Raw genomic sequence first — 19,335 nt, 5'->3', positions numbered from 1 at the left:
ACGTACAGGGAGATGAGATATGCAGGGGGCGACATGCCTTTTGCATATCTCTTTCCAACTAAACCCTTCAGCAAGGATGAAGAAGATGACGAATTACTATGAAATCCTTGGACTTCACCCTCAGGCGACACCCGCCGAGATCAAGAAAGCCTATCGCGTTCTGGCGAAAAAGCACCATCCCGATGCCAACGGGGGCAGTGCCGAATCAGCAGAGAAGTTTAAACAGATCAACGAAGCGTACCGCACGCTAAGTGATGAAGTAGAGAGAAGTGCCTATGATGCGCGGATGGCGGGACAAGGAGCAGGCCAGAAGCATGGCAGCCGAGGCTCCCAGCAGCAACAGGCAGGTGCCGGAGCAGCGCATCAGCAAGCAGGCTATGCCAATGGATTTGATTTCCAAAACATTGAAAAGAATTTCGCCCAATTTTTCGGCTTCAACCCACGAACAGGGGAAACTACGCTGAACCAGCAGAACCAAGCTAAGAAAAATCCGCTTGATACGACGAACCTATTTGAAGGCTTTTTTAACGTCAAGAAAAAAAGGTAACGCGCTACCATCACATATAGCTACGAGTATGAGAGAGGGTGATTCATCGTGAGAGAAGCAATTCAAACCAACCAAGCGCAATCGCAAGCAACGGGGCAGTCTCCCGGAGTCAAGGTCGTCAACACGCTAATCGTGATAACCTTGATCGCGGCGGTCATCTATGCGTTTGGATTCAATACCAATGACAGTCTGAAGGTGGCGGTCAGCTTCCTCGTCGCAGGTGCGGCATTGGGCTATGTGATCTATACGTGGCCACAGTCGCCGCCCAAGACGGCTGCTCGCGAGGTGAGCACGGGGATTTCCCAGTTGATCCTTTTGGATGAAGAGGGCAAGTACGTAAGAGAATGGACGGTGCAGGGAGAGACCAGTCTGTTGATCGGCAAAAACTCGTTGCAGGGCGAAGTCGATATCGACCTGAGCGAGACCGAGTATGCGTCGCTCATCAGCAAGCAGCATGCCGTCCTGAATTTTGCCAATGGTCAGTGGTATATCGAGGATATTGATTCCCGTAACGGAACAGGGATCAAGGAGGCCAGCCAAAGCGGCAAAAGCAGGCTGGAGAGCCAAAAGCCGCACATCATCAAAGCTGGCGATATCATCTACATCGCAAATACGCGGATTCTGTTGAAATAACGAACGAGGGGGAAGATTTCAGATGAGTTTGACAAGATGCGCCAATGGACACATGTTCAGTACAAGAAAACACGGAAGCACATGCCCCTATTGTAATATCGTCGTGGATCAGATGGTGTCAGGGGCGGGTGGACGCGTACCGAGATATGAGGAAGACGACAAAACGATGCCGTATCTGGGCGAGACAGAGGGAGTCGAGCCGGTGACAGGCTGGCTCGTCTGCATCGAGGGCCCGCAGCTGGGTCAAGATTACCGGATTATGTCGGAGAAGAATTTTATCGGCCGGGCAGAGGAGATGCACATCCGCATCATCGGGGACAACACCATCTCCCGTCGCAATCATGCCGTGATCGTCTATGATCCGAAAAAGCGCAACTTTTACATGCTGCCGGGGGATGCATCCGGTCTGGCGTACCACAACAACGAAGCGATCTATTCGCCGGTGGAGCTGTCCGCGTATGATGTGATCCAGCTTGGGCGAAGCAAATTCATTTTTATCCCGCTCTGTGGCGTTCACTTCGAGTGGGAAAATGCGAAGCAAGAGGCGTAGGCGATATGCTGGATGATTTTGATCTGCATTCTTTTATGATTTTGTTGGGGTTTATCGCTATTCTACTATTTTTACTTTGGATAAAAATGCTGCTGCTCGGCAGGGAGACAGGGCCGCAGCAGATGGTCCGGATTGGTAACGGACAGAGCATCGGGAGACGGGCGGAGCAGGATGACTACTTTTCAACGGCGGTCACTGCGCATGGGACGATTGCGGTGCTGGCTGACGGGATCAGTGGTCTGACGAATGGACGGCTGGCGAGTACGATTGCAGTGAACACGTTCATCAACGAGTTTACGCATCTGGACGGTCGGATGGATGTGGCTGGTTTTTTCGGCAGGGCGGCTAAGCACAGCAATACCGAGATCATCCGTCGTTTTCGGGGAGCGACCGGGGGGACGACACTGGTCGCGGCGATCATCCAAGGCGACCTGCTCTACTGGGGCGCGGTGGGAGACAGCCTTCTCTCGATCTACCGCAATGGCGAGCTTCATGTGATGAACCAGAAGCACACGCTGGAGACGGTCTTGACCGAACGGTACCTCGCGGGAGAAGTGACGCGGGACGAAGCGATCCATAGTCCGATCCGTAATCAGCTGATCAATTATCTTGGCTATGAAGGCTTCAAAAGCATGGAGATCTGCCAAGAACCGTTCCGTCTGCGACGGAGGGATCTGGTGATTCTCACAAGTGACGGGGTCTACAACACGCTGACAGAGGTAGAGCTGGAGCGGATTCTCGCCAAAGGTCTCTCGCCTCATGACGCGGCCGAAGAGATCATCGGGGCCGTCGAGCGCAAGCGGCTCAAATATCAGGACAATGCAACCATCATCATCATGGAACCAATCAGATAGACCTGGGGGAAGGAGCGAAGCAGACGAATGAGAAAGGACAACAGCGAGTTCATATCCGCGTTCCTGTCAGAAGCAGGCACCCATATCCAGAACCGCGATTATTACGCCTGCGTGGAACAAGATGATAAAGCCTGCTGGGTGCTTGCCCACGGACTGGATACCGATCGAGAAGTAGACAGTGCGGAGCTGGTGGCAAAAAGCATCTTGGGCAACTTCATGCACAAGCCGACACTCTCCCGCTGGCGGATCAAGCACTATATCCGGCAGGCACACAGACTTTTGCAGGAAGAAAGCAAGCGTGTCCGCCTAAAAGCGACCCTCGTCGTGATCGTCACCGACTACTCCAAGATCATGTGGGCCACGGTCGGCAATGCGCGGTTCTATCATTTTCGCAATGGACACCTGCATCTGAGAAGTCATGACCAGAGTCTCGCCCAAGTGCTGGCTAACAACGAGGAGATCCCACAGGACCGCTTGGATACGCATGAGGAGCGTCACAACCTGCTGCATTACCTCGGCAAACCGGGCTACATCGAACCATTCCTGTCCAAAAAACAGCGCCTGATGGACGGCGATATTCTCTTGCTCTGCTCCGCTGGTATGTGGGAAGGGGTCGATGGGGCTGAGATGGCCGATGCCGTGGAAGCCGCCCAAGACCCGCAGGAGCTGGTGGATACGCTCGAAGAGGTGCTGCTCAGCAAGCAGAGACGCCATGTGGATAACTACACAGCGGCAGCGATTTTTGCCAATAAGACATTTCAGGAAGACCCCGGCAAAAAGTGGCGGATCGCAAAGCAGGTCGCGGTCGCGGTGTGTCTGTTCGCACTGCTCGGCGGTGGTGCGTGGTACTATCAGGCGCAGAGCATGGCGAGACAGGCGGAGACGGCCGCAAGCATCTTGGACCATGACAAGAACGGGGATGCTTTTGTTCAGGATAAAGATTATGCCAAGGCCCTGAAGGAATACAGCGAAGGCCGCAATGCCGCAATCAAGGTAAAGGACAAAGTACACACCCAGCTGATCGGCAAAAAACACAGAGTCACCCAGCTGATTGTCGACGGCGACACACTGGCGAAAGACGGCGATTACGGCAAAGCGCTGACCAAATACGAGAGTGCCAAAAAAGAAGCGAAGAACCAGGAGCTTTTTGACCAACAGGAGCTGGAGGACAAAATCTATCAGATGAAGTCCTATATCCAAGTGATGAACTGGGTCAAGGAAGGCGACCTGCGCGCAGAAAAACAAGATTACATCGGCGCGCTGGCGATCTATCAACAGGCGAAGCTGGCGGCGATCGAGGCTTCTTTTACCGCCGGTGATCAGGAGATCAAGCAAAAAATGCTGGAGACCCAAGCCAAGATGACAGGTTTGCAGCAGGCGAAGCATCAGCTGGATGCAGAAAAGCAGGAAAAGCTGGGGGATGACAGCCTCGCCCAAGAGGATTACAACGGGGCGATGGATGCGTATATCACGGCACAGGAGATCTACCAAGAGGCAGGCATGATGGAAAAGGTGTTAGGTGTGGAGCGCAAGATCGCGAAGGTGCAGGAGAAGCTCAATCCCGAGCCGTTGGCGGCGTCAGCGATGTTGCCGGGGGCTGGAGTAGCTGGTGCTGCTGGTTTTGCTGGTATTGGTGTTGGGATGGTCGGGAATCAAGCTTTTGTGCCGCAGAGTCAGGCTGGGGTGATGCAACAAGTGCCGCAGACTCCGCAAAATGGATCGAAGCAGCAGGCCTCTGCGCCGCAACCCGTTCAGAACGGCGGTACGCAGCCGCAGTCGACTCAGGGAGTAGTGACGCCACCGATCCCAGCCACGCAGCCCGCCCATAGCGGAGCCATCCAATACACCGAGACTCCACAGCATGTCCAGACCTCCTCTACCGCACCAACCCGCACTCAGATGGAACCCCCGACCACTCTAGTCCCCACACCACCCGCTGAAAAAGCATCCGGTACCGACATGAAGGGCATGGAAGCCACAACCGAACAACGGCGGGAAGCAGGGGGAACGCCATGAGAGAGATCATACTGGACCGATTGAGCAAAATCGATGATCTGGAGCAGCGCAAATTGCTGAAGAATATCGTCACAGGTGTTTTTTTGAACCTGGTGGAGTATCAGGAGGAGATGAACCGCAGGCTGGAAGAGCGGGTCTTCAACGAGATCGAGGATTGGGAAGAGAAGCATGATGTGTACGCGACGCTGTGTGCGCGGCAGGAGGTAGACCCGATTCATGAGTTCCTGTTTCCGATGATTCCAGAGGATGTCGAGCCACTGACGTGGGAGATGCCTACGTTACTCTCTGCGCTTGCGAATGGGGAGGATGTACGGTTGATGCCCGTCTATTTGGAGTGTGATGTCAGGACGTTGCAAGGGGTGACGGACATTGACAGAACAAGCAGTGATGATCATCACGCAATGACAAGCAGAACTTCTACTCCGATCCAACCTCGCCTCTTTACCGGCACGATCACCACCACCTCTGGCATCTACCCCATCCAAGCCCGGCTCGAACCCAACCGTACCTACCTGCACGAGATCGAGAAGCTCTACCACGCCTTCCAGAAGAACAACATCCCGTGGAAAACGGTCAACCACCCGTATGCCCACAAGTTTTTCGATGTGATTCTGACAGGGGCCACTGGATTGAGAAGCGAGGACGAGATCATTTCCATTCACGTCGATCTGGAAGAATACGAGCCTTTTAAAAGGGTGGACGTCATCCCGCTGTGGAACATCGAGCGGCTAACGCTCAAAAACAGCGGCTTCCCCATACCAGCAGATGATCGGGTCAACTTCGAGCATGTCCTTCCCCTGCGAAAAACAGGCGTCGAGCACGGCTATCTCGTGGATGCCTATGCAGCAGGGGATGACTCCAACGCGGGGAGTGAACCAATCCGCTATATCAAACGCACCGTCGACGAGCTGACCATCGTCTCGCCCCAAGAGCGTGCAGGCATGTGGCATGTGTGGAAGATCACCCAGCCGGTTCACAATCAGATCGGGCGGTTGGAATACGAACTGCTATCTAATAGAAGGAAAAAAAGTTTTATCGGGAAGTTCGCGCAAAAACAGGTGATCGCCGTGCGGTCAAAAGGTGAAATTCTGCGGATTGTGCATTCGTTTGAAGCGAGTAAGTATGTGGAACTGGTCGATATCGAGATCAGGGAGTCGGGCGGGTTTACGAATTTGAATGATACGTCTTATTTCAGTGGAGTTGGCTACCTCAGTGGAACCACCTATCCGATGAACCCCTTCATCCGCGACCAGATCAGAGTCGATCAGGACAAAAACATCCTACTGCTCCGCTTCAAGCCACGCGAAGGCACCCCGTTTATCCAGAACGAGATCATGAGCTTTCTGGTATCTGAGGTAGAGCGGCATGTACCAGAATACCGCTGCGAAGGAGAATGGGCATGAATTACATCTGGGATCTGCTCATCCAAGCCCGTCGCTCCCAAATTCCGCTAGAGAATATTCAGTTCGTACCAGCCAAAGTCTACTCACCCTACATGGAGCTGAGCTTCGAACATCTCAACTCGACTACGCTTGAGCAATACCATGTGGTCGAGATCAACCCCTACTATCGTTTCCATGAGATTTTCCGCGATCTGTTCGATGTGAATTTTACAGAGGAGGAAGAAATGCGCCACACGCTGTTTGACCTGCTGGTGCATTTTCTCGCGGAGATCGACAAGATGCAAGGCATGAACAAGCGGGAGTATTATATCCAGTTTGTGCTGCGGGATATCGAAGCGGGTATTTTTGGCGACAGGGTCAAGGCTCATATCCATCTTTTCGATCAAGCGCAGCAGGAGCAGATCGCACTCCACATCTTGCGGCTGTATGAGACGGGAGAAGCGGTCTATTTGTTCAAAGAGACGATGCGTGCGATTTTTCACCACCCGATCATCTATGCCAATGGGGCTGACAAGGATGAGCTGCTTTTTTATATGGGGATGGAGGAGAGTGAGATCGCACGTACCCAGGTCGCGGTGATTCAAGAGATTTTCCTCCCTGTTACGTACCGCACACAGATTTATTGGAACCATCATTTTGGCGTCATGGGCGTCACGGAAACGATGCGCATGGAGGGCATTGCGCTCTATTAATCCGGACCGCTGGCTTGGAAGGAGAGATACCAATTGAACGGATATTCATACCGATTGTATTCCGATAAAAGCGGGATGGATCGCAGCAACAGGCAGACCAACACGTATACCCGCGAAGAGCTGTCTGAGATGACGACCTTTCAGCTACGGACAATCTGCTATAAGGAGAAGCTGGTCAAAGGGCTTGCCAACACCTTGGATCGCGAGGGGCTGATCCGTACGATTTTGCAATTCCGCAATGCAGAGGATACGCTGCTGATCCAATCCCATGTGGCAGATGGCTTCGCCCGTGTCGAAGCTGCTCTGCACACCTATGCCAAGACACCTCTGTCTGACAGCGGCCACATCAAAATCCCTGCGCGGATCACCCTGTACGAGGGGCTTGGGATCAACAAGCTGGACCGCTACCGCGTCGAGACTGGCAACGAGGTGGGCGAATCCAATATCCTGATCGTCAACGACCACTTCGAGCTCTGCGGGATTCTCAACCTGATGGAAGACCCGTCAGAGCCGGGCGTCTATTATCTGCAGATGGAGCCGGGCATGGAGCTTGTTCGCACCTCCAACAAGCACTACCATTTTCTCTTTTTCAAAAAACAAGACTCTGAATATCTCTACCGCGCCTATCATCAGGATCGGCCGCTACCACCCGCCGTCCTGCGCTATTACCGCATCCCGGTGGCCGATCTGGAGATCCGTACGCTGGAGACGACCGAAGCCGTGCTTGCGATCGACTTCGGCACGTCCAACACCACGGCAGGTGCTTTTCTCGACAGCAATTACATCTCCACCCCGCCGAGTCATGATCTGCTCAATGGGAAAATCCGTCTGAACCAGATCAATTTTGTGACGTTTCCTAATAGAGGCCAGCGGGAGGAAGAGTGGATCGAGCTGTTGCCGACCGTCGTCAGCGTGACAGACTGCTCCGATCCTGAGAACATCCGCTACACCTATGGATTCGAAGCACAGAAGCACATGAAAAAGAGCGGCTACAGCAGTCATGTCAGCGTCTTTCACGGGTTGAAGCGATGGGTCAACAGCTATGAGAAGACGGAAGAGCTTGTCGATCCCCACGGACGTATCGCCCACGTGAAGCGAAAAGACATCCTGCGCGCCTACCTGCTCCATGTGATCCAGACGGCAGAGCATCAGTTCAAATGCTGTTTCAAGAATCTGCATATCACAAGCCCGGTGAAGCTGAAGAATCAGTTCGCCGAGATGTTCGCGGGTATCCTGCCGGAGTATCAGATCGAGTCAGGTGTCTCACTGGATGAAGGGTTGGCGGTCCTGTACAACACGATCGCCAATCAGATCGAGCGCAATCAGTTTCTCGACGGGGAAGAATACAAGGCACTGGTGATCGACTGCGGCGGGGGGACGACCGATCTTTCTTCCTGCCGTTTTCGGATTGAGGACGGACAGATCACCTACAAGATCGACATCCACACGACCTATGAGAATGGCGACACCAATTTTGGCGGCAATAATATCACGTACAAAATCATGCAGTTCATGAAGATTGCCTTCGCCAACTATTACACCAGAAGCAAGCGGATGGCTGATATCGACAGCCTGATCGACATACCCGGCACCGATCTGTTCCGCCATGTCGATGAGTTCGGGATCGATGCGGTCTATGAGAAGTTCGAATCGGCTTACCGGGAAGCGGAGGCGGTCATCCCGACCCGCTATAGAGAATTTGAGAATCGGACGCGTGATGAGTACCAGCGGGCGAAGAACAATTTTTATTTCCTCTGGGAGATTGCAGAAGAGATGAAAAAGGAGTTTTTCAGAAAGACAGGGATTCTTCGCAATCGGTTCCAATCCGAGGGAGAGCATCAGGAGGAGCACGACCTGCGCATCATGGCGGTAGAACGCTGGAGCCTGTCGATCATGGAGGATGGGCGATTCCGCGATGTGCATGATTTCCCGGATGTCGTGTTTACGATCAAGGAGATCAACCACCTGATCAAAGCGGATATTTACGAGATCATTCGCAAGTTCTTGGAAAGCTTCTACGAAGAGGGGCGCTTGTCTGACTACTCGATCATTAAGCTGACAGGGCAGTCATGCCGAATCGATGTGTTCCGCGAGGCGTTGAAGGAGTTCGTGCCAGGCCGCAGTATCGAGTTCCGGCAGAAGTCGGAGGATACCGGGAAAGTGGCGGAGCTGAAGCTCTCCTGCCTGCGCGGAGCGATTCGCTTCCTCCATGCGCAGAAAGCGGGCTTCATCGAGGCGAGCATCACCAACCATGCGCCGATCGTGCCGTACTCGGTCAGCGCCTATACCCACAGCCGTCAGGAAAAGGTGCTGATCGCAAGCCACGAACGGCTCGTTCAGTTCCAAGGCTATATTTCCCGGCCTGTCACCGTGTCGGAGATCGAATTCTTTTTGCGCGGGATCGAAGGGAATGTACGGCATAAGTTCATCTACACCAACCGTCATGATCAATACGAGCCGGTCGTCTATGAAGAGATCGCAGACCGATTCCACGGCAAAATTCCGCAGGACGACATCGACGCCGTGGGCAATGGCGAAGTCAAATTCTGTGTGTTCGCCGATGAAAACAACTGGGGCTTCCATGTCGTACCGATCGCGCGTCAGCATGAGCAGCTTTACTTGGGCAGAAAACAGTTCTTCGCTTTTGAAAACGATCTATCCGAGCTGGATTTCTTTGACGGGATGAAGTAATGGGACGAAGTAAGGGGATGAAGGGAGAAGGCACTGAAGGGAGGGAGACATCCTTGTTTTCCAATCGCTATCCCACATTTGCAAAAGGTCGAATTTTAAAAATCGAGATGCTGGAGAACCTGCGGGACTATCCGAGGAACTTCATCCAGCTGCGCTATCAGGATTACTCAGATGGGATCATCTCAGGGGCACAGGTGCTGGTCCACCGTGATCATCTGAGCATCACGAGCGGAATCATCAAGCATGCGGGCCAGATCTATCTGTTGGAGGCTGATCAGCAGATTCCCTACCGCAATACGGGCAAAGAGACGGTTGTGAAAATCCGCTTTTATGAAGCGGTGGAGGGTAACGACTTCACGACACGGGATGCCGAGCTAGTATTGGATGAAGCGGTGCAGGTGAGACCGTATGAACGGGAGCTGGGCCGGTTCAAGCTGAAGGAAGGCTCACGGCTGCGGTCGGATTATCAGAATCTGGCTGACTTCACGACAGAGTTCAACACGCTCAACCTCATCCATGTAGAGTACGCGGGCTTGACCTCGCCGACACTTGCACCTGCGATCCTGCGCTACTTTGCCGGGGAGATGCTGAGGTGTGGCTGCTCTCATCCGTATGACATCGCTTTTGCCATGCAGTGTCTGAATCAGGAGACGGTGGAGCGCGACGTGATTCTTCATTATATAGGCAATCGGCTGGGCACGGGGTACCGGGACATGACCCATCCGCAGATTCACAAATATCTGGTGCGGATTCTCGATGAGGTCAAGGGCGGTGGCCGTGCGCGGCTGGACGCCAGACAAGGCGGGCCGCAGCGGATGATTGTGGAGTAGATCAATTCGAAGGAAGGTGAGATTCATGCAACATGTAGATGAGAAAATCATCGCAATGCTGGCGGAAAAAGAAGAGGAGACCGAGAGCAATTCCGTACGCGGACGCTTTGGCTCTGGTGCCATAGCCAAACGGGACACGGGCCAAGACCTCTTAAAAATGATCATGAAGATCGACGACGAGTTTATCTCTTTTGAAGAAAAAAGCCTGCTGGACGGTCAGCTAACCATCGCGCTCCCGAAGAAGTTTGCGATCATGCCAGAGAAGTTGGCCGAGCTCAAATACCCCAATGGCCGACGCCCCAGCCTGATCTACTCCAATGAAGCGGGCTCGATCAATCTCTCGCTCAACCATACCCAAAGCCCGCTAGAAGACAGCGACTTAGCAGACTTCCAAAGCTACATGGCAGAGATTTTGCAAACGGCACAGCCTGGGATCGAGTGGCTCGGAAAAGAACTCCCCATCGTAAACGGGACACCTGTGGGTACTCTCGAATTCGTCGTCCCCGCGTTGGATGTGGAGGTGTACAATCTGCTGTTCTTTTTGCAATTGGATCAGCGGGCACTGCTCTGCACGTTCAACTGCACGGAATATGAGATGCAGGATTGGCAGCCTATCGCCAGGGGGATCATGCATTCGCTCAAGATCACGGGGAGCGGGCGACAGACAGGGGGAATGGAGCCGTGAGTCTGACGGTCACTGGCTACAACAATTTGGAAATAGTGCCATACGAGCTGTCCAACCTGCTGGAGCTGCGCATCACGAAAAAAATCAATGAGCACGCCCGCCTGCATCTTACCGGAATCGTGCCAGAGCAGCTCAAAGACAGCTATGTGGAGATGACCAAGGCCGAGACCCCGATCCAGGTGTCACAGGTGGATGCCACGGGGAAAAGCACCCCGATTTTTAACGGGATCGTCCTGACCATCGAAGTCAAAGCCGTCAGGGGCATCTACTACATCGAGGTGGAAGCTGTCTCGCATAGCTACAAGCTGGATATCAAGCGCAAAAGCCGTTCTTTTCAAAACAAAGGTCTGGCTTACTCCAGCCTGCTCAAACAGGTGGCGTCCGACTATCCGGGTCTGGATGCCATAGACGAAGCGTCCAAAGGCGCGACCATCGGCAAGTTCACCATGCAATATCTGGAAACGGACTGGCAATTTCTCAAGCGGATGGCTTCCCGCCTGCACACGGGTCTGATCCCGGCATCTGCATTTGACAAACCGAAATTTTTCTTCGGTGTACCAGAGGGCAGCTCCAAGGGCAAGCTGGAGGATTTCCACTACACCGTCAGAAAGAAGCTCTCCGACTACCGCCAGCTGACCCAGAATTCTGGCCCGTCCGTTCAGGAAAACGACTTCATCTACTATGAAGTGGAGACGGACAGAGTGCTTGACCTCGGAGACAAGGTCGAGATCAAGGGTAAGAGCCTCTATGTATCCGAAGCCTACACCGAGATGAAGAACAGTCTGCTCAAGCACCGCTATATCCTCTGCGCCAAGGACGGCATGAGCCAAAAAACGGTCTACAACGAAAGCATCTCAGGCGTCTCGATCCAAGGCAAGGTGATCGGGCTTGCCAACGATACGGTCAAGGTGCATTTGGAAATCGACGAGAAGCAGAATCCGGGCGAGGCTTGCTTTTTCCCGTATTCGTCTGTCTATACCGCAGAAGGCAACAGTGGCTGGTATGTCATGCCAGAGATGAATGACCACGTCCGCATCTACTTCCCGGGCAATAAGGAAGAAGACGGCATCGCGATGAGCTCCGTGCGCAAAGACTCCAGTGAGGGCAAGACCAACAAGGTGAACAATCCTGATGTGAAGGTATTCCGTACCGCCAACGGCAAAGAGCTGATGTTTGGCCCCAACGAGATCATGCTGACGGCAAAAGACGGCGAGATTTTCATCAAGATGAACGAAAAAGACGGAATCCAGATCTACAGCACCAAGCCGATCAAGTTCATCTCCAAGGAAGATATCATGATTGACTCCGAGAAAAAGGTGATCATCTCAGCGAAGGAGCAGATCAGCCTCAGCTGCAAACAGAGTAGCATCAAAATGGACGGCAGCACCGTGATCAACGGGAAGGAAGTGAAGACCAATTAAAGCGAGTACGATGGAGCATTTCGAGACGACCGTTGTGCAGCCGTTGCTGTTGGAGCAGTTGCTCGCTTTGGAGGCATATTTTCAGGAGCATAAGGATGAGCTGGCCGTGGAGTTCCTGGCGTCGATCCAACATATATGCGGGGAGATCCGCGCGATGCAAGCAGCTGGGACGAAAGGCAAGATTGGCTACATCACCTACTCGATGCTGCGAATCGAGCTGCTGAGTGGCCGTCCTGCTTATTTGATAGAAGCAATGAATGAGGAGTGGTTGTTCGACCGCACGGAATGTCAGGCGGAGTATCTGGCAGAATGGGCATTTCGCTATCTGGATGAGTTCACTGTGCGGTGTGAGCAGGCGGGGAAGGCGTATATGGGAGCGGTGACGGCGCCGGATATCGAGAAGATCAAGCTGAAGGAAGCGGCGAAGTTTCATCAGTATGTGGTTGCGCTGGCGCAGTATGCGTTGGGTCGAATGAATGATGATGTGCATGCCCGTCATGCGTTGGCACAAGGGGATGGTAACTCTCAGGCTGAGCATGCCAACACGTCACATCCAGGTGCCGCTTCTCCCATTCCAAAACACCCCTGGCTTTTCAACCAAATTGAACTAGAAGACGAACTGGAAATCCGCGTCGGCGAATACTGGGATATCAGCGAGGTCGTCTACAAGCGGGATCTGTGCCCCAAGGATTCTGCTGACACCAAGCAATGGCTGGAGGAAAAAGAGGAAGACGCGTACGCCTATGAATGCTTTACTGGACTGGATCTGTCGGATGGAGATTATGGGGAGATCGATCTTCGGTACACGGATTTCACCGGAAGTGATCTGTCGGAGAGCAATCTTCACAAAGCCGTTCTCGTCGGGGCAAAATGCCGGGAATGCCGTGCAGCCGGTGCAGATTTCAGTGCAAGCCTCATTCACGAGGCTGATTTTAGCCATAGCGATCTTACGGGAGCCAGTTTCGCCTACGCGCTGGGAGAGGGTGGCATGGCTGACCCGCAGGAGTGGGAAGCTCCGGGTTTTTTCCCGGTGAATTTATCGGAGGCGAAGCTGGATGACGCACTGTTTGCCAATGCCAGCCTGCGCGGGGCCGTCTTTTCCAAAGCCAGCTTGAGAGGGAGCAGCTTTGCGGATGCAGACGGGAGAGGCGCTATTTTTACAGAGGCGAATCTGGAGCTGGCCAAGTGCTGGGGGGCTGATCTGGAAGGAGCCGATTTTGGGGGAGCCAATCTGGAGATGGTCAACTTTGCGGAAGCCAACCTGCAGGGAGTCAATTTTGTCGGCGCGAAGCTTGCGGGCGTCTATTGGCAGGGAGCGAACCTTACCCAAGCAGCGTTTGCAGAGGAGGTACGCGCGATGATCGAACCCGCTCTGGACGAGGAACAGCGCCAACACGTCAGATGGATCAGCCCAAGTGGAAACCAGACGGTGGGGAGGTCACGATGAACTATTTTATCCTGCTGCAAGACAACCGGATCTCGGACGCGATCGAACCCGTCGGCGTCTCCAAGGTACTGACGCGCGAGCTGCTCGACGAGGAGAACGCCCACGAGCTGGAAGCGATGAACCTGCAATTTTTCATCAAGGACAAAGCCAAGAACGAATACGTCGACTACCTCCAGACCCCGGCACCGCTCCTGTCCGATCCGCTGAAACAGCTTTTGCAAAAATACGACAAGCACACCTACTTCCAATCCGTGGTGCTGACCGATCTGAAAAAGATGAGGCAGGAAACCTACTGGCTGATGCTCCCGCCCAAAGTGGACTGCATGTCTCTGCAAAGCGAGTTTCATAAGGATGGCACGCTCCGCAGGCTGGTGATTGACGAGCACAAAGCCAAAGCCGTATCCCACCGCATTTTCCAAGTAGACGGGATACGCGAGACCTGCATCATCATCAATCTGGCTGTGGCCGAGAGTCTGTTGCGCCGGGATTTTACCGGCATTCGACTGATCCAAGCAGAAAAGCAATCTCAAGTAACACCGGAAAGGGGATAGACGATCATGTCCGTGCAAATTCTGGACACTGGCGGTGATAAGCAGAGCTATGTGGTAGCGGGAGCGGTGCTCGGCTGCAGCTTTGGCAGTGAACAGAGCAAATTGAAAACTCCCTTCAGTCACGGGGTCTATATTAAAAATAAGGCGCAGATGAATATCAAAGATTTCACACCATTGGTACATATCATGCCATTTGGCAAATGCAGCAGCTTATCCAATCCGACCGTGGCTGCCGCCACCGCTGCCAACAACGGGGTATTGAAGGAAATGCCGTGCATCCCCGTCGTCACGATGCCTTGGATCAACGGCAAAGCCGACGTGCTGATCGACGAAGAGCCCGCATTGCTCAACAAATGCACGAATCAATGCATGTATTGCGGAACGATTTCCATTCAAGACGATGGACAGGAGTAGGTGAGCATGAACCCATCCGAAAAGTCGCTAAGCTACCAAGATATCCAAGTGAACTCCCCCTACGCGATCCAACGCCTGCACGAGCTTAGGATCGTCAAGACGGTCAACGATCATGCGACGATGTACCTCACCGGCTTGATTCCCGAGGACAAGGCACAGACCTATATCGAAAAGGCGAAAAGCACCGACAGCATCGAGATCAATCAGGTGGATCAGGGCAGCAAGGTGAGGACGCTTTTTAACGGGAAGGTCAGCCAGATCGGGATGAAGGTGGTGCGCGGGGTTACGTATATCGAAGTAGAAGCCGTCTCGCACACGATTGACCTTGATCTCAAGCGGTTGCGCCGTACTTTTCAAGACACGGAGATGCGCTACACCAGCCTGATCGAAGAGGTCATCCGGGCGTATCCGGGTTCTGATTTTATCGACAATGCCGCTGATTCAGCCAAATTGGGCCAGTTCATCCTCCAATACGATGAGACCGATTGGCAGTTCCTCAAACGGATGGCGTCGCATGTTGGCACGGTACTCGTTCCAGAAGCCGCTGCGGGTAAGCCGAAGTTCTGGTTTGGGGTACCGGAGGGGAAGCAGGCACAGGTGCTGGATTTTCATTTTAGTTCGAGGAAGCCGCTTGCTCTGTATATGGAAACGACGGGCAATGATCACGCCAGCGTGGGGGAAGATGATTTTGTCAGCTATGAACTGGAGACGAGTGCCTATCTGAATCTCGGTGACACCGTGATGTGCCAGGGGAAGGAGCTTGTCGTCGCCCGATCAACTGCGGTATTGGAAGACGGGATATTGAACTATCGCTATCTCGCCAGCCCCAAAGCGGGTATTCGCCAGAACCGCATCCACAATCACAAGCTGACCGGAGCCTCTCTGGAGGGAAAGGTGATCGAGATCAGCAAGGACACGATCAAGGTGCATCTTGACATCGACAAGGAGCAAAACAAAAGCAAAGCCTGCTGGTTCCCGTATTCCACCTTTTACAGTGCGGAAGGCAACAGCGGCTGGTACTGCATGCCACAGTTGGGGGACTCGGTGAAGCTGTATCTGCCCAGCCACCGGGAGGAAGAGGCCATCGCCAACAGTTCCGTCCGCAAAGGGGGAGGCAGTCAGCCGAAGACATCCGATCCGGGGACCAAATACATCGGCACCGACAAAGGCAAGGAGCTGAAGATGGCTGGAAAAGAGCTGATGCTCTCGGCGCTTGCGAGCAAGCAAGGCAATATTTTTATCAAGCTGAACGAGGATACCGGGGTCGAGGTACACAGCCTCAAGCCTATGGTCATCTCGTCCAAAAAAGATATAGAGATGGCCGCCGACAAACGCCTTACGGTCAAAGCCAGGGAAGCGATCTATCTGCTGTGTGATGCCAGCGGTATTATCATGGACGGCATCACCGATATCCAAGGAACCCCGATCAAGATGGTCGGTACAGAAAAAGCTCCCGTCTCCGTGCCTGATCTGGGGGATGAAGAGGAGTAAGAGATGTGTCAGAAGAGGTCTGGGAATGAGTAAAGCCAACGCTAGGGAACTGGTAGATTGAACAGAGATAGAGCAGTGTAGATCGAACCCAAAGGTAAGGAGAAGACAGCAAGAACTGCCCCTATTACCCGACAGAAGAGGAGAGCAGGTATATGGGATTCTGGGGAAAGGTGTTAGACCGTGTACAAGTCACATTGGACGTGGTAGGATTAATTCCAGGTATTGGTGAAGCCGCCGACCTCGTGAATGCGGGGATCTCACTTGCACGCGGCAACTACGCGGACGCCGCCCTCTCGCTAGCCGCGATGGTCCCGTTCGCCGGAGCTGCCGCCACCGCCGCCAAGCTGGGGAAAAAGGCACTGAAAGCCGCCCAGAAGATGAAAAAGGTGAAGAAAAAGCGCAAGAAGGGCCTGGTTCTCACCGCAGCGAGGAAGCCGAAGAACAACCTGTCGAAGCAGCAGCTTCTTGCTAAGATGAAGAAGAAGATGAAGAATGCGCTGGCCGCGACGAAGCGGGCGATCTCGAGGGCGAAGAATGCGGTTGTAGATAAGTTGAAGCGGGATGCGAATGACATCGCTCAGGGAGCAAAATGGGTCGCAAAGCAAGTCAAGAAAGTAAAAGATGCAGCCGGACAGTTGGGGAATGGACCGGTTCTGCAAACAGCAGGTGGCCCCAAAATATCTTTTAATCAAATCACGAAAACAACTGACAAACCATTAAAACAAACAGAGAATCAGCGGAGATATTGGGAAGCAAAGGAGATGGCTGAGAAAGCAGCCAGTAAGAAAGTCAACAAGACCAACAAAGCTCCAAAGGATACACATACAAAGGTAGAGTTCCAAGGAAGAAAGGTCTATCAAAGAAATGATATAGACTGGAATAAGGTAGACCCGGATACAGGTATGACCAATTTGGAACGAATGGAAATGGGATGGGCTCCGATAGGCAAAGACGGGAAAAAAATCAGCTTACATCATATCTTACAAATAGAACCCGGGCCGATGCTGGAAATTCTTCAAACCGTACATCAGAAAAACTATAAAGTTCTTCATGGACTGTTAGAGAAAACAAAATTTAAACGTCTGAAACCTCTTGACAAACTTTCTTCTAAAGCTAATAAGTCCATAGATGAAATAGAGAAAATAAGAAAGAAAAGGAAGGCCACCAAACAGCGTAGTTTTCGGAATGACCCGGATCTGGATAAGCAGTATAATAAGTTCCGAGAAGATTATTGGATATGGAGGGCAGAGGAAGTTAAAAAAAGTTTAAAAGATTAGGGGGAACTACCAATGAAAAAGGAACGGATCGTACAGTTGATACAAACTTCCAGAAAAAGTTTTTTTGTGGGTAATTTGGATGATGAAAAAATATCTAACATTGAGAAAATACTACATATAACTTTACCAGAAAGCTATAAGTGGTTCCTAAAAGAGTATGGAACTGGTGGTATTATCGGAGTAGAGATCTTAGGTGGCGGATTAAGGGATACGCCAACATGTGTTAGGGAAACTGTTGAGTGGAGAGGATACGGTTTACCTGAAGCTTTTGTTGTCATAGAGAATTTCGGAGCTGGAGTATACTGTTTAGATACCTCAAGAATGGAAAATGGAGAATGTCCCGTTGTTGATTGGGATCAAGGCGAAGGTGTAGGTTCTCAGGAGTATGATGACTTCCTTTCATTTTTGATTGACAGGTTTTCTAAATAAATAAACGTTAGTGATGTTAAATAAAACAATCCACCTATCAGTTGAGAGATAGGTGGATTGTTTTATTTAAAAAACATTACTGTGTCATCTACCAATTTTAAAATGATACATCTTATTACTACATATTCACACTCTGCTGCTTATTCTGAACCGCCTGTTTCTTCCACCGATGCGAAGTCAAGCTATACAGCACCACCCACACCAGACTCACAAGCACCCCCTGTGACGCATACAGCCAGCGTTGGGAGACGATCTCACTCAGCATCCCCATCACCGTATAGACCAGCAGTGAGGCAATACTGAAAAAGAACGTAAATGCCGCATGTACACGCCCCTGATAGCTCATCTCAACCGACTCCTGCGCCTGGGTCTGGTTCAGAATCCATACCTGATAGGTAATCCCAATCAAGAAGTATCCCAGGATCGCAATCCACAGGGAGGTAGAGAGCGCAAACAGCATGAGGCTGGCAGACAGCCCATACAGCCCGATGCTCATCAGGCGATGATCTGGATAGCGGTGGCGAAGCTTCGGTAAAAGGAAGCTGCCGATAATTGCACCGATCGCAAAGGAGGAGTCGATATAGCCGAAGCCCGAACTGCCTACCTTCAGCACATCGCTTGCAAACGGAGGAAGCAAGACATTAATCGTCTTGAGCGTCGAAATCAGCACCAGCATCATTCCGTAGATCGGGATAATCTCTTTATGCTGACCGATGTACTGATAACCCGCTTTGAGCTCGGTCAGCACCGCGCCCCAGCCTTTGGCCTTAGTGGAAGGAGTGTGGGCAACCACATAGCCTTTGCGGATTCGCCAGAAGAAAAAGGCCCCGATCAACAGACAGACGATATAGACACCGACCGCTGCCTGTGTGGAAAACCAAGCAATCACCAGGCCCGCGACAGCCGCTCCCAGGGTAGTACCCAGCTGGTCTCCCATCGCGCTCGCTGTATTGGCGACGAGCAGCTTGTCTTCTGGCACAAGCTCACGCACGATGGTGACCCGAAGCGTCCGATACAAAATATCTGCCAGCGCCAGGCAAAAGATGACCAGATACAGATGCCAAGGCATCAGCACCCCGGCCTGCATAGCGAAGAACAGCGCTGTCAGCACCAGGGCCTGAAACAGATTGACACAGGTGGAAAAAATCCGCTTGTCCAACCGATCTACGTATACCCCAAGCACTGGGGAGAACAGGATACCGGGAAGCGATTCGAAGACCAGTGTAAGAGCAACAGCGTAGCTGGAATTGGTCAGCTCCATCGCAAGCCACGTCAGACTGACAAAACGGATCCCCGTACCGATTCGGGAGACAGACGTAGCACTGAAATAACGGCGGTATGCCTTGTTTTGAAAAAGTTCTGCGTATTCGGTAAATCTAGTGTTCACAATCACGGCTCCTCACT

General features: G+C 52.5%; 18 protein-coding genes. 17 read left to right on the top strand and 1 reads right to left on the bottom strand.

Annotation, left to right across the window (positions count from 1 at the left end; genetic code table 11):
• Positions 1-85 precede the first annotated feature (85 nt).
• The 17 genes from FGI41_RS01760 (at position 86) to FGI41_RS01680 (ending at position 17,931) form a co-directional block, all read left to right on the top strand.
• Positions 86-547 carry a J domain-containing protein gene (locus FGI41_RS01760; protein WP_139488172.1) on the top strand — a complete coding sequence of 154 codons (462 nt, stop codon included), beginning with the start codon at positions 86-88 and terminating at the stop codon, positions 545-547.
• 48 nt (positions 548-595) lie between these two features.
• On the top strand, positions 596-1,180 hold the full coding sequence (locus FGI41_RS01755) for an FHA domain-containing protein (RefSeq protein ID WP_255298257.1): 585 nt from the start codon (positions 596-598) through the stop codon (positions 1,178-1,180).
• 22 nt (positions 1,181-1,202) lie between these two features.
• Positions 1,203-1,730: an FHA domain-containing protein gene (locus FGI41_RS01750; protein ID WP_139488171.1), complete on the top strand. Its 528-nt coding sequence runs from the start codon at positions 1,203-1,205 to the stop codon at positions 1,728-1,730.
• Positions 1,731-1,735: 5 nt separating this feature from the next.
• Positions 1,736-2,584, top strand: coding sequence for a PP2C family protein-serine/threonine phosphatase (locus FGI41_RS01745; RefSeq protein ID WP_139488170.1), 849 nt, complete (start codon positions 1,736-1,738; stop codon positions 2,582-2,584).
• A gap of 27 nt (positions 2,585-2,611) precedes the next feature.
• Positions 2,612-4,600, top strand: a complete 1,989-nt coding sequence (locus FGI41_RS01740) for a PP2C family protein-serine/threonine phosphatase (RefSeq protein WP_139488169.1) — start codon at positions 2,612-2,614, stop codon at positions 4,598-4,600.
• Positions 4,597-6,003 (top strand): normocyte-binding protein, encoded by a 1,407-nt coding sequence (locus FGI41_RS01735; RefSeq protein ID WP_139488168.1) that lies wholly within the window; start codon positions 4,597-4,599, stop codon positions 6,001-6,003. Before FGI41_RS01740 ends, FGI41_RS01735 begins: the two co-directional genes overlap by 4 nt.
• Positions 6,000-6,695, top strand: coding sequence for an iron-dependent peroxidase (locus FGI41_RS01730; RefSeq protein WP_176560073.1), 696 nt, complete (start codon positions 6,000-6,002; stop codon positions 6,693-6,695). The genes FGI41_RS01735 and FGI41_RS01730 overlap by 4 nt, the downstream gene beginning before the upstream one ends.
• Before the next feature lie 33 nt (positions 6,696-6,728).
• On the top strand, positions 6,729-9,386 hold the full coding sequence (locus FGI41_RS01725) for an acetate and sugar kinases/Hsc70/actin family protein (RefSeq protein WP_139488166.1): 2,658 nt from the start codon (positions 6,729-6,731) through the stop codon (positions 9,384-9,386).
• Between the two features lie 53 nt (positions 9,387-9,439).
• Positions 9,440-10,216, top strand: a complete 777-nt coding sequence (locus FGI41_RS01720; protein ID WP_139488165.1) for a DNA and RNA helicase — start codon at positions 9,440-9,442, stop codon at positions 10,214-10,216.
• 25 nt (positions 10,217-10,241) lie between these two features.
• Positions 10,242-10,901 carry a hypothetical protein gene (locus FGI41_RS01715; RefSeq protein WP_139488164.1) on the top strand — a complete coding sequence of 220 codons (660 nt, stop codon included), beginning with the start codon at positions 10,242-10,244 and terminating at the stop codon, positions 10,899-10,901.
• On the top strand, positions 10,898-12,322 hold the full coding sequence (locus tag FGI41_RS01710; RefSeq protein ID WP_139488163.1) for a contractile injection system protein, VgrG/Pvc8 family: 1,425 nt from the start codon (positions 10,898-10,900) through the stop codon (positions 12,320-12,322). The genes FGI41_RS01715 and FGI41_RS01710 overlap by 4 nt, the downstream gene beginning before the upstream one ends.
• Positions 12,323-12,332: 10 nt before the next feature.
• Positions 12,333-13,769 (top strand): pentapeptide repeat-containing protein, encoded by a 1,437-nt coding sequence (locus tag FGI41_RS01705; RefSeq protein ID WP_139488162.1) that lies wholly within the window; start codon positions 12,333-12,335, stop codon positions 13,767-13,769.
• Positions 13,766-14,320, top strand: coding sequence for a serine protease (locus tag FGI41_RS01700; protein WP_139488161.1), 555 nt, complete (start codon positions 13,766-13,768; stop codon positions 14,318-14,320). Before FGI41_RS01705 ends, FGI41_RS01700 begins: the two co-directional genes overlap by 4 nt.
• 6 nt (positions 14,321-14,326) lie before the next feature.
• Complete coding sequence (locus tag FGI41_RS01695) at positions 14,327-14,734, top strand: DUF4280 domain-containing protein (protein WP_139488160.1); 408 nt, start codon at positions 14,327-14,329, stop codon at positions 14,732-14,734.
• 6 nt (positions 14,735-14,740) lie between these two features.
• Complete coding sequence (locus FGI41_RS01690) at positions 14,741-16,225, top strand: contractile injection system protein, VgrG/Pvc8 family (RefSeq protein ID WP_139488159.1); 1,485 nt, start codon at positions 14,741-14,743, stop codon at positions 16,223-16,225.
• A gap of 152 nt (positions 16,226-16,377) precedes the next feature.
• The gene (locus FGI41_RS01685) at positions 16,378-17,502 is read left to right on the top strand and encodes an HNH/ENDO VII family nuclease (protein WP_139488158.1); all 1,125 of its coding nucleotides are present in this window, start codon (positions 16,378-16,380) and stop codon (positions 17,500-17,502) included.
• Between the two features lie 12 nt (positions 17,503-17,514).
• Complete coding sequence (locus tag FGI41_RS01680; RefSeq protein WP_139488157.1) at positions 17,515-17,931, top strand: SMI1/KNR4 family protein; 417 nt, start codon at positions 17,515-17,517, stop codon at positions 17,929-17,931.
• Between the two features lie 118 nt (positions 17,932-18,049).
• On the opposite strand, the gene FGI41_RS01675 is transcribed toward FGI41_RS01680, so the two are convergent.
• Positions 18,050-19,318, bottom strand: a complete 1,269-nt coding sequence (locus FGI41_RS01675) for an MFS transporter (RefSeq protein WP_176560072.1) — start codon at positions 19,316-19,318, stop codon at positions 18,050-18,052.
• Between the last annotated feature and the right edge of the window lie 17 nt (positions 19,319-19,335).

The sequence above is a fragment of the Brevibacillus dissolubilis genome, assembly GCF_006170445.1.
Taxonomy (GTDB): domain Bacteria; phylum Bacillota; class Bacilli; order Brevibacillales; family Brevibacillaceae; genus Brevibacillus_B; species Brevibacillus_B dissolubilis.
Note: the sequence above shows the minus strand (reverse complement) of the source record. Positions and strands in the feature narration are given on the sequence as shown.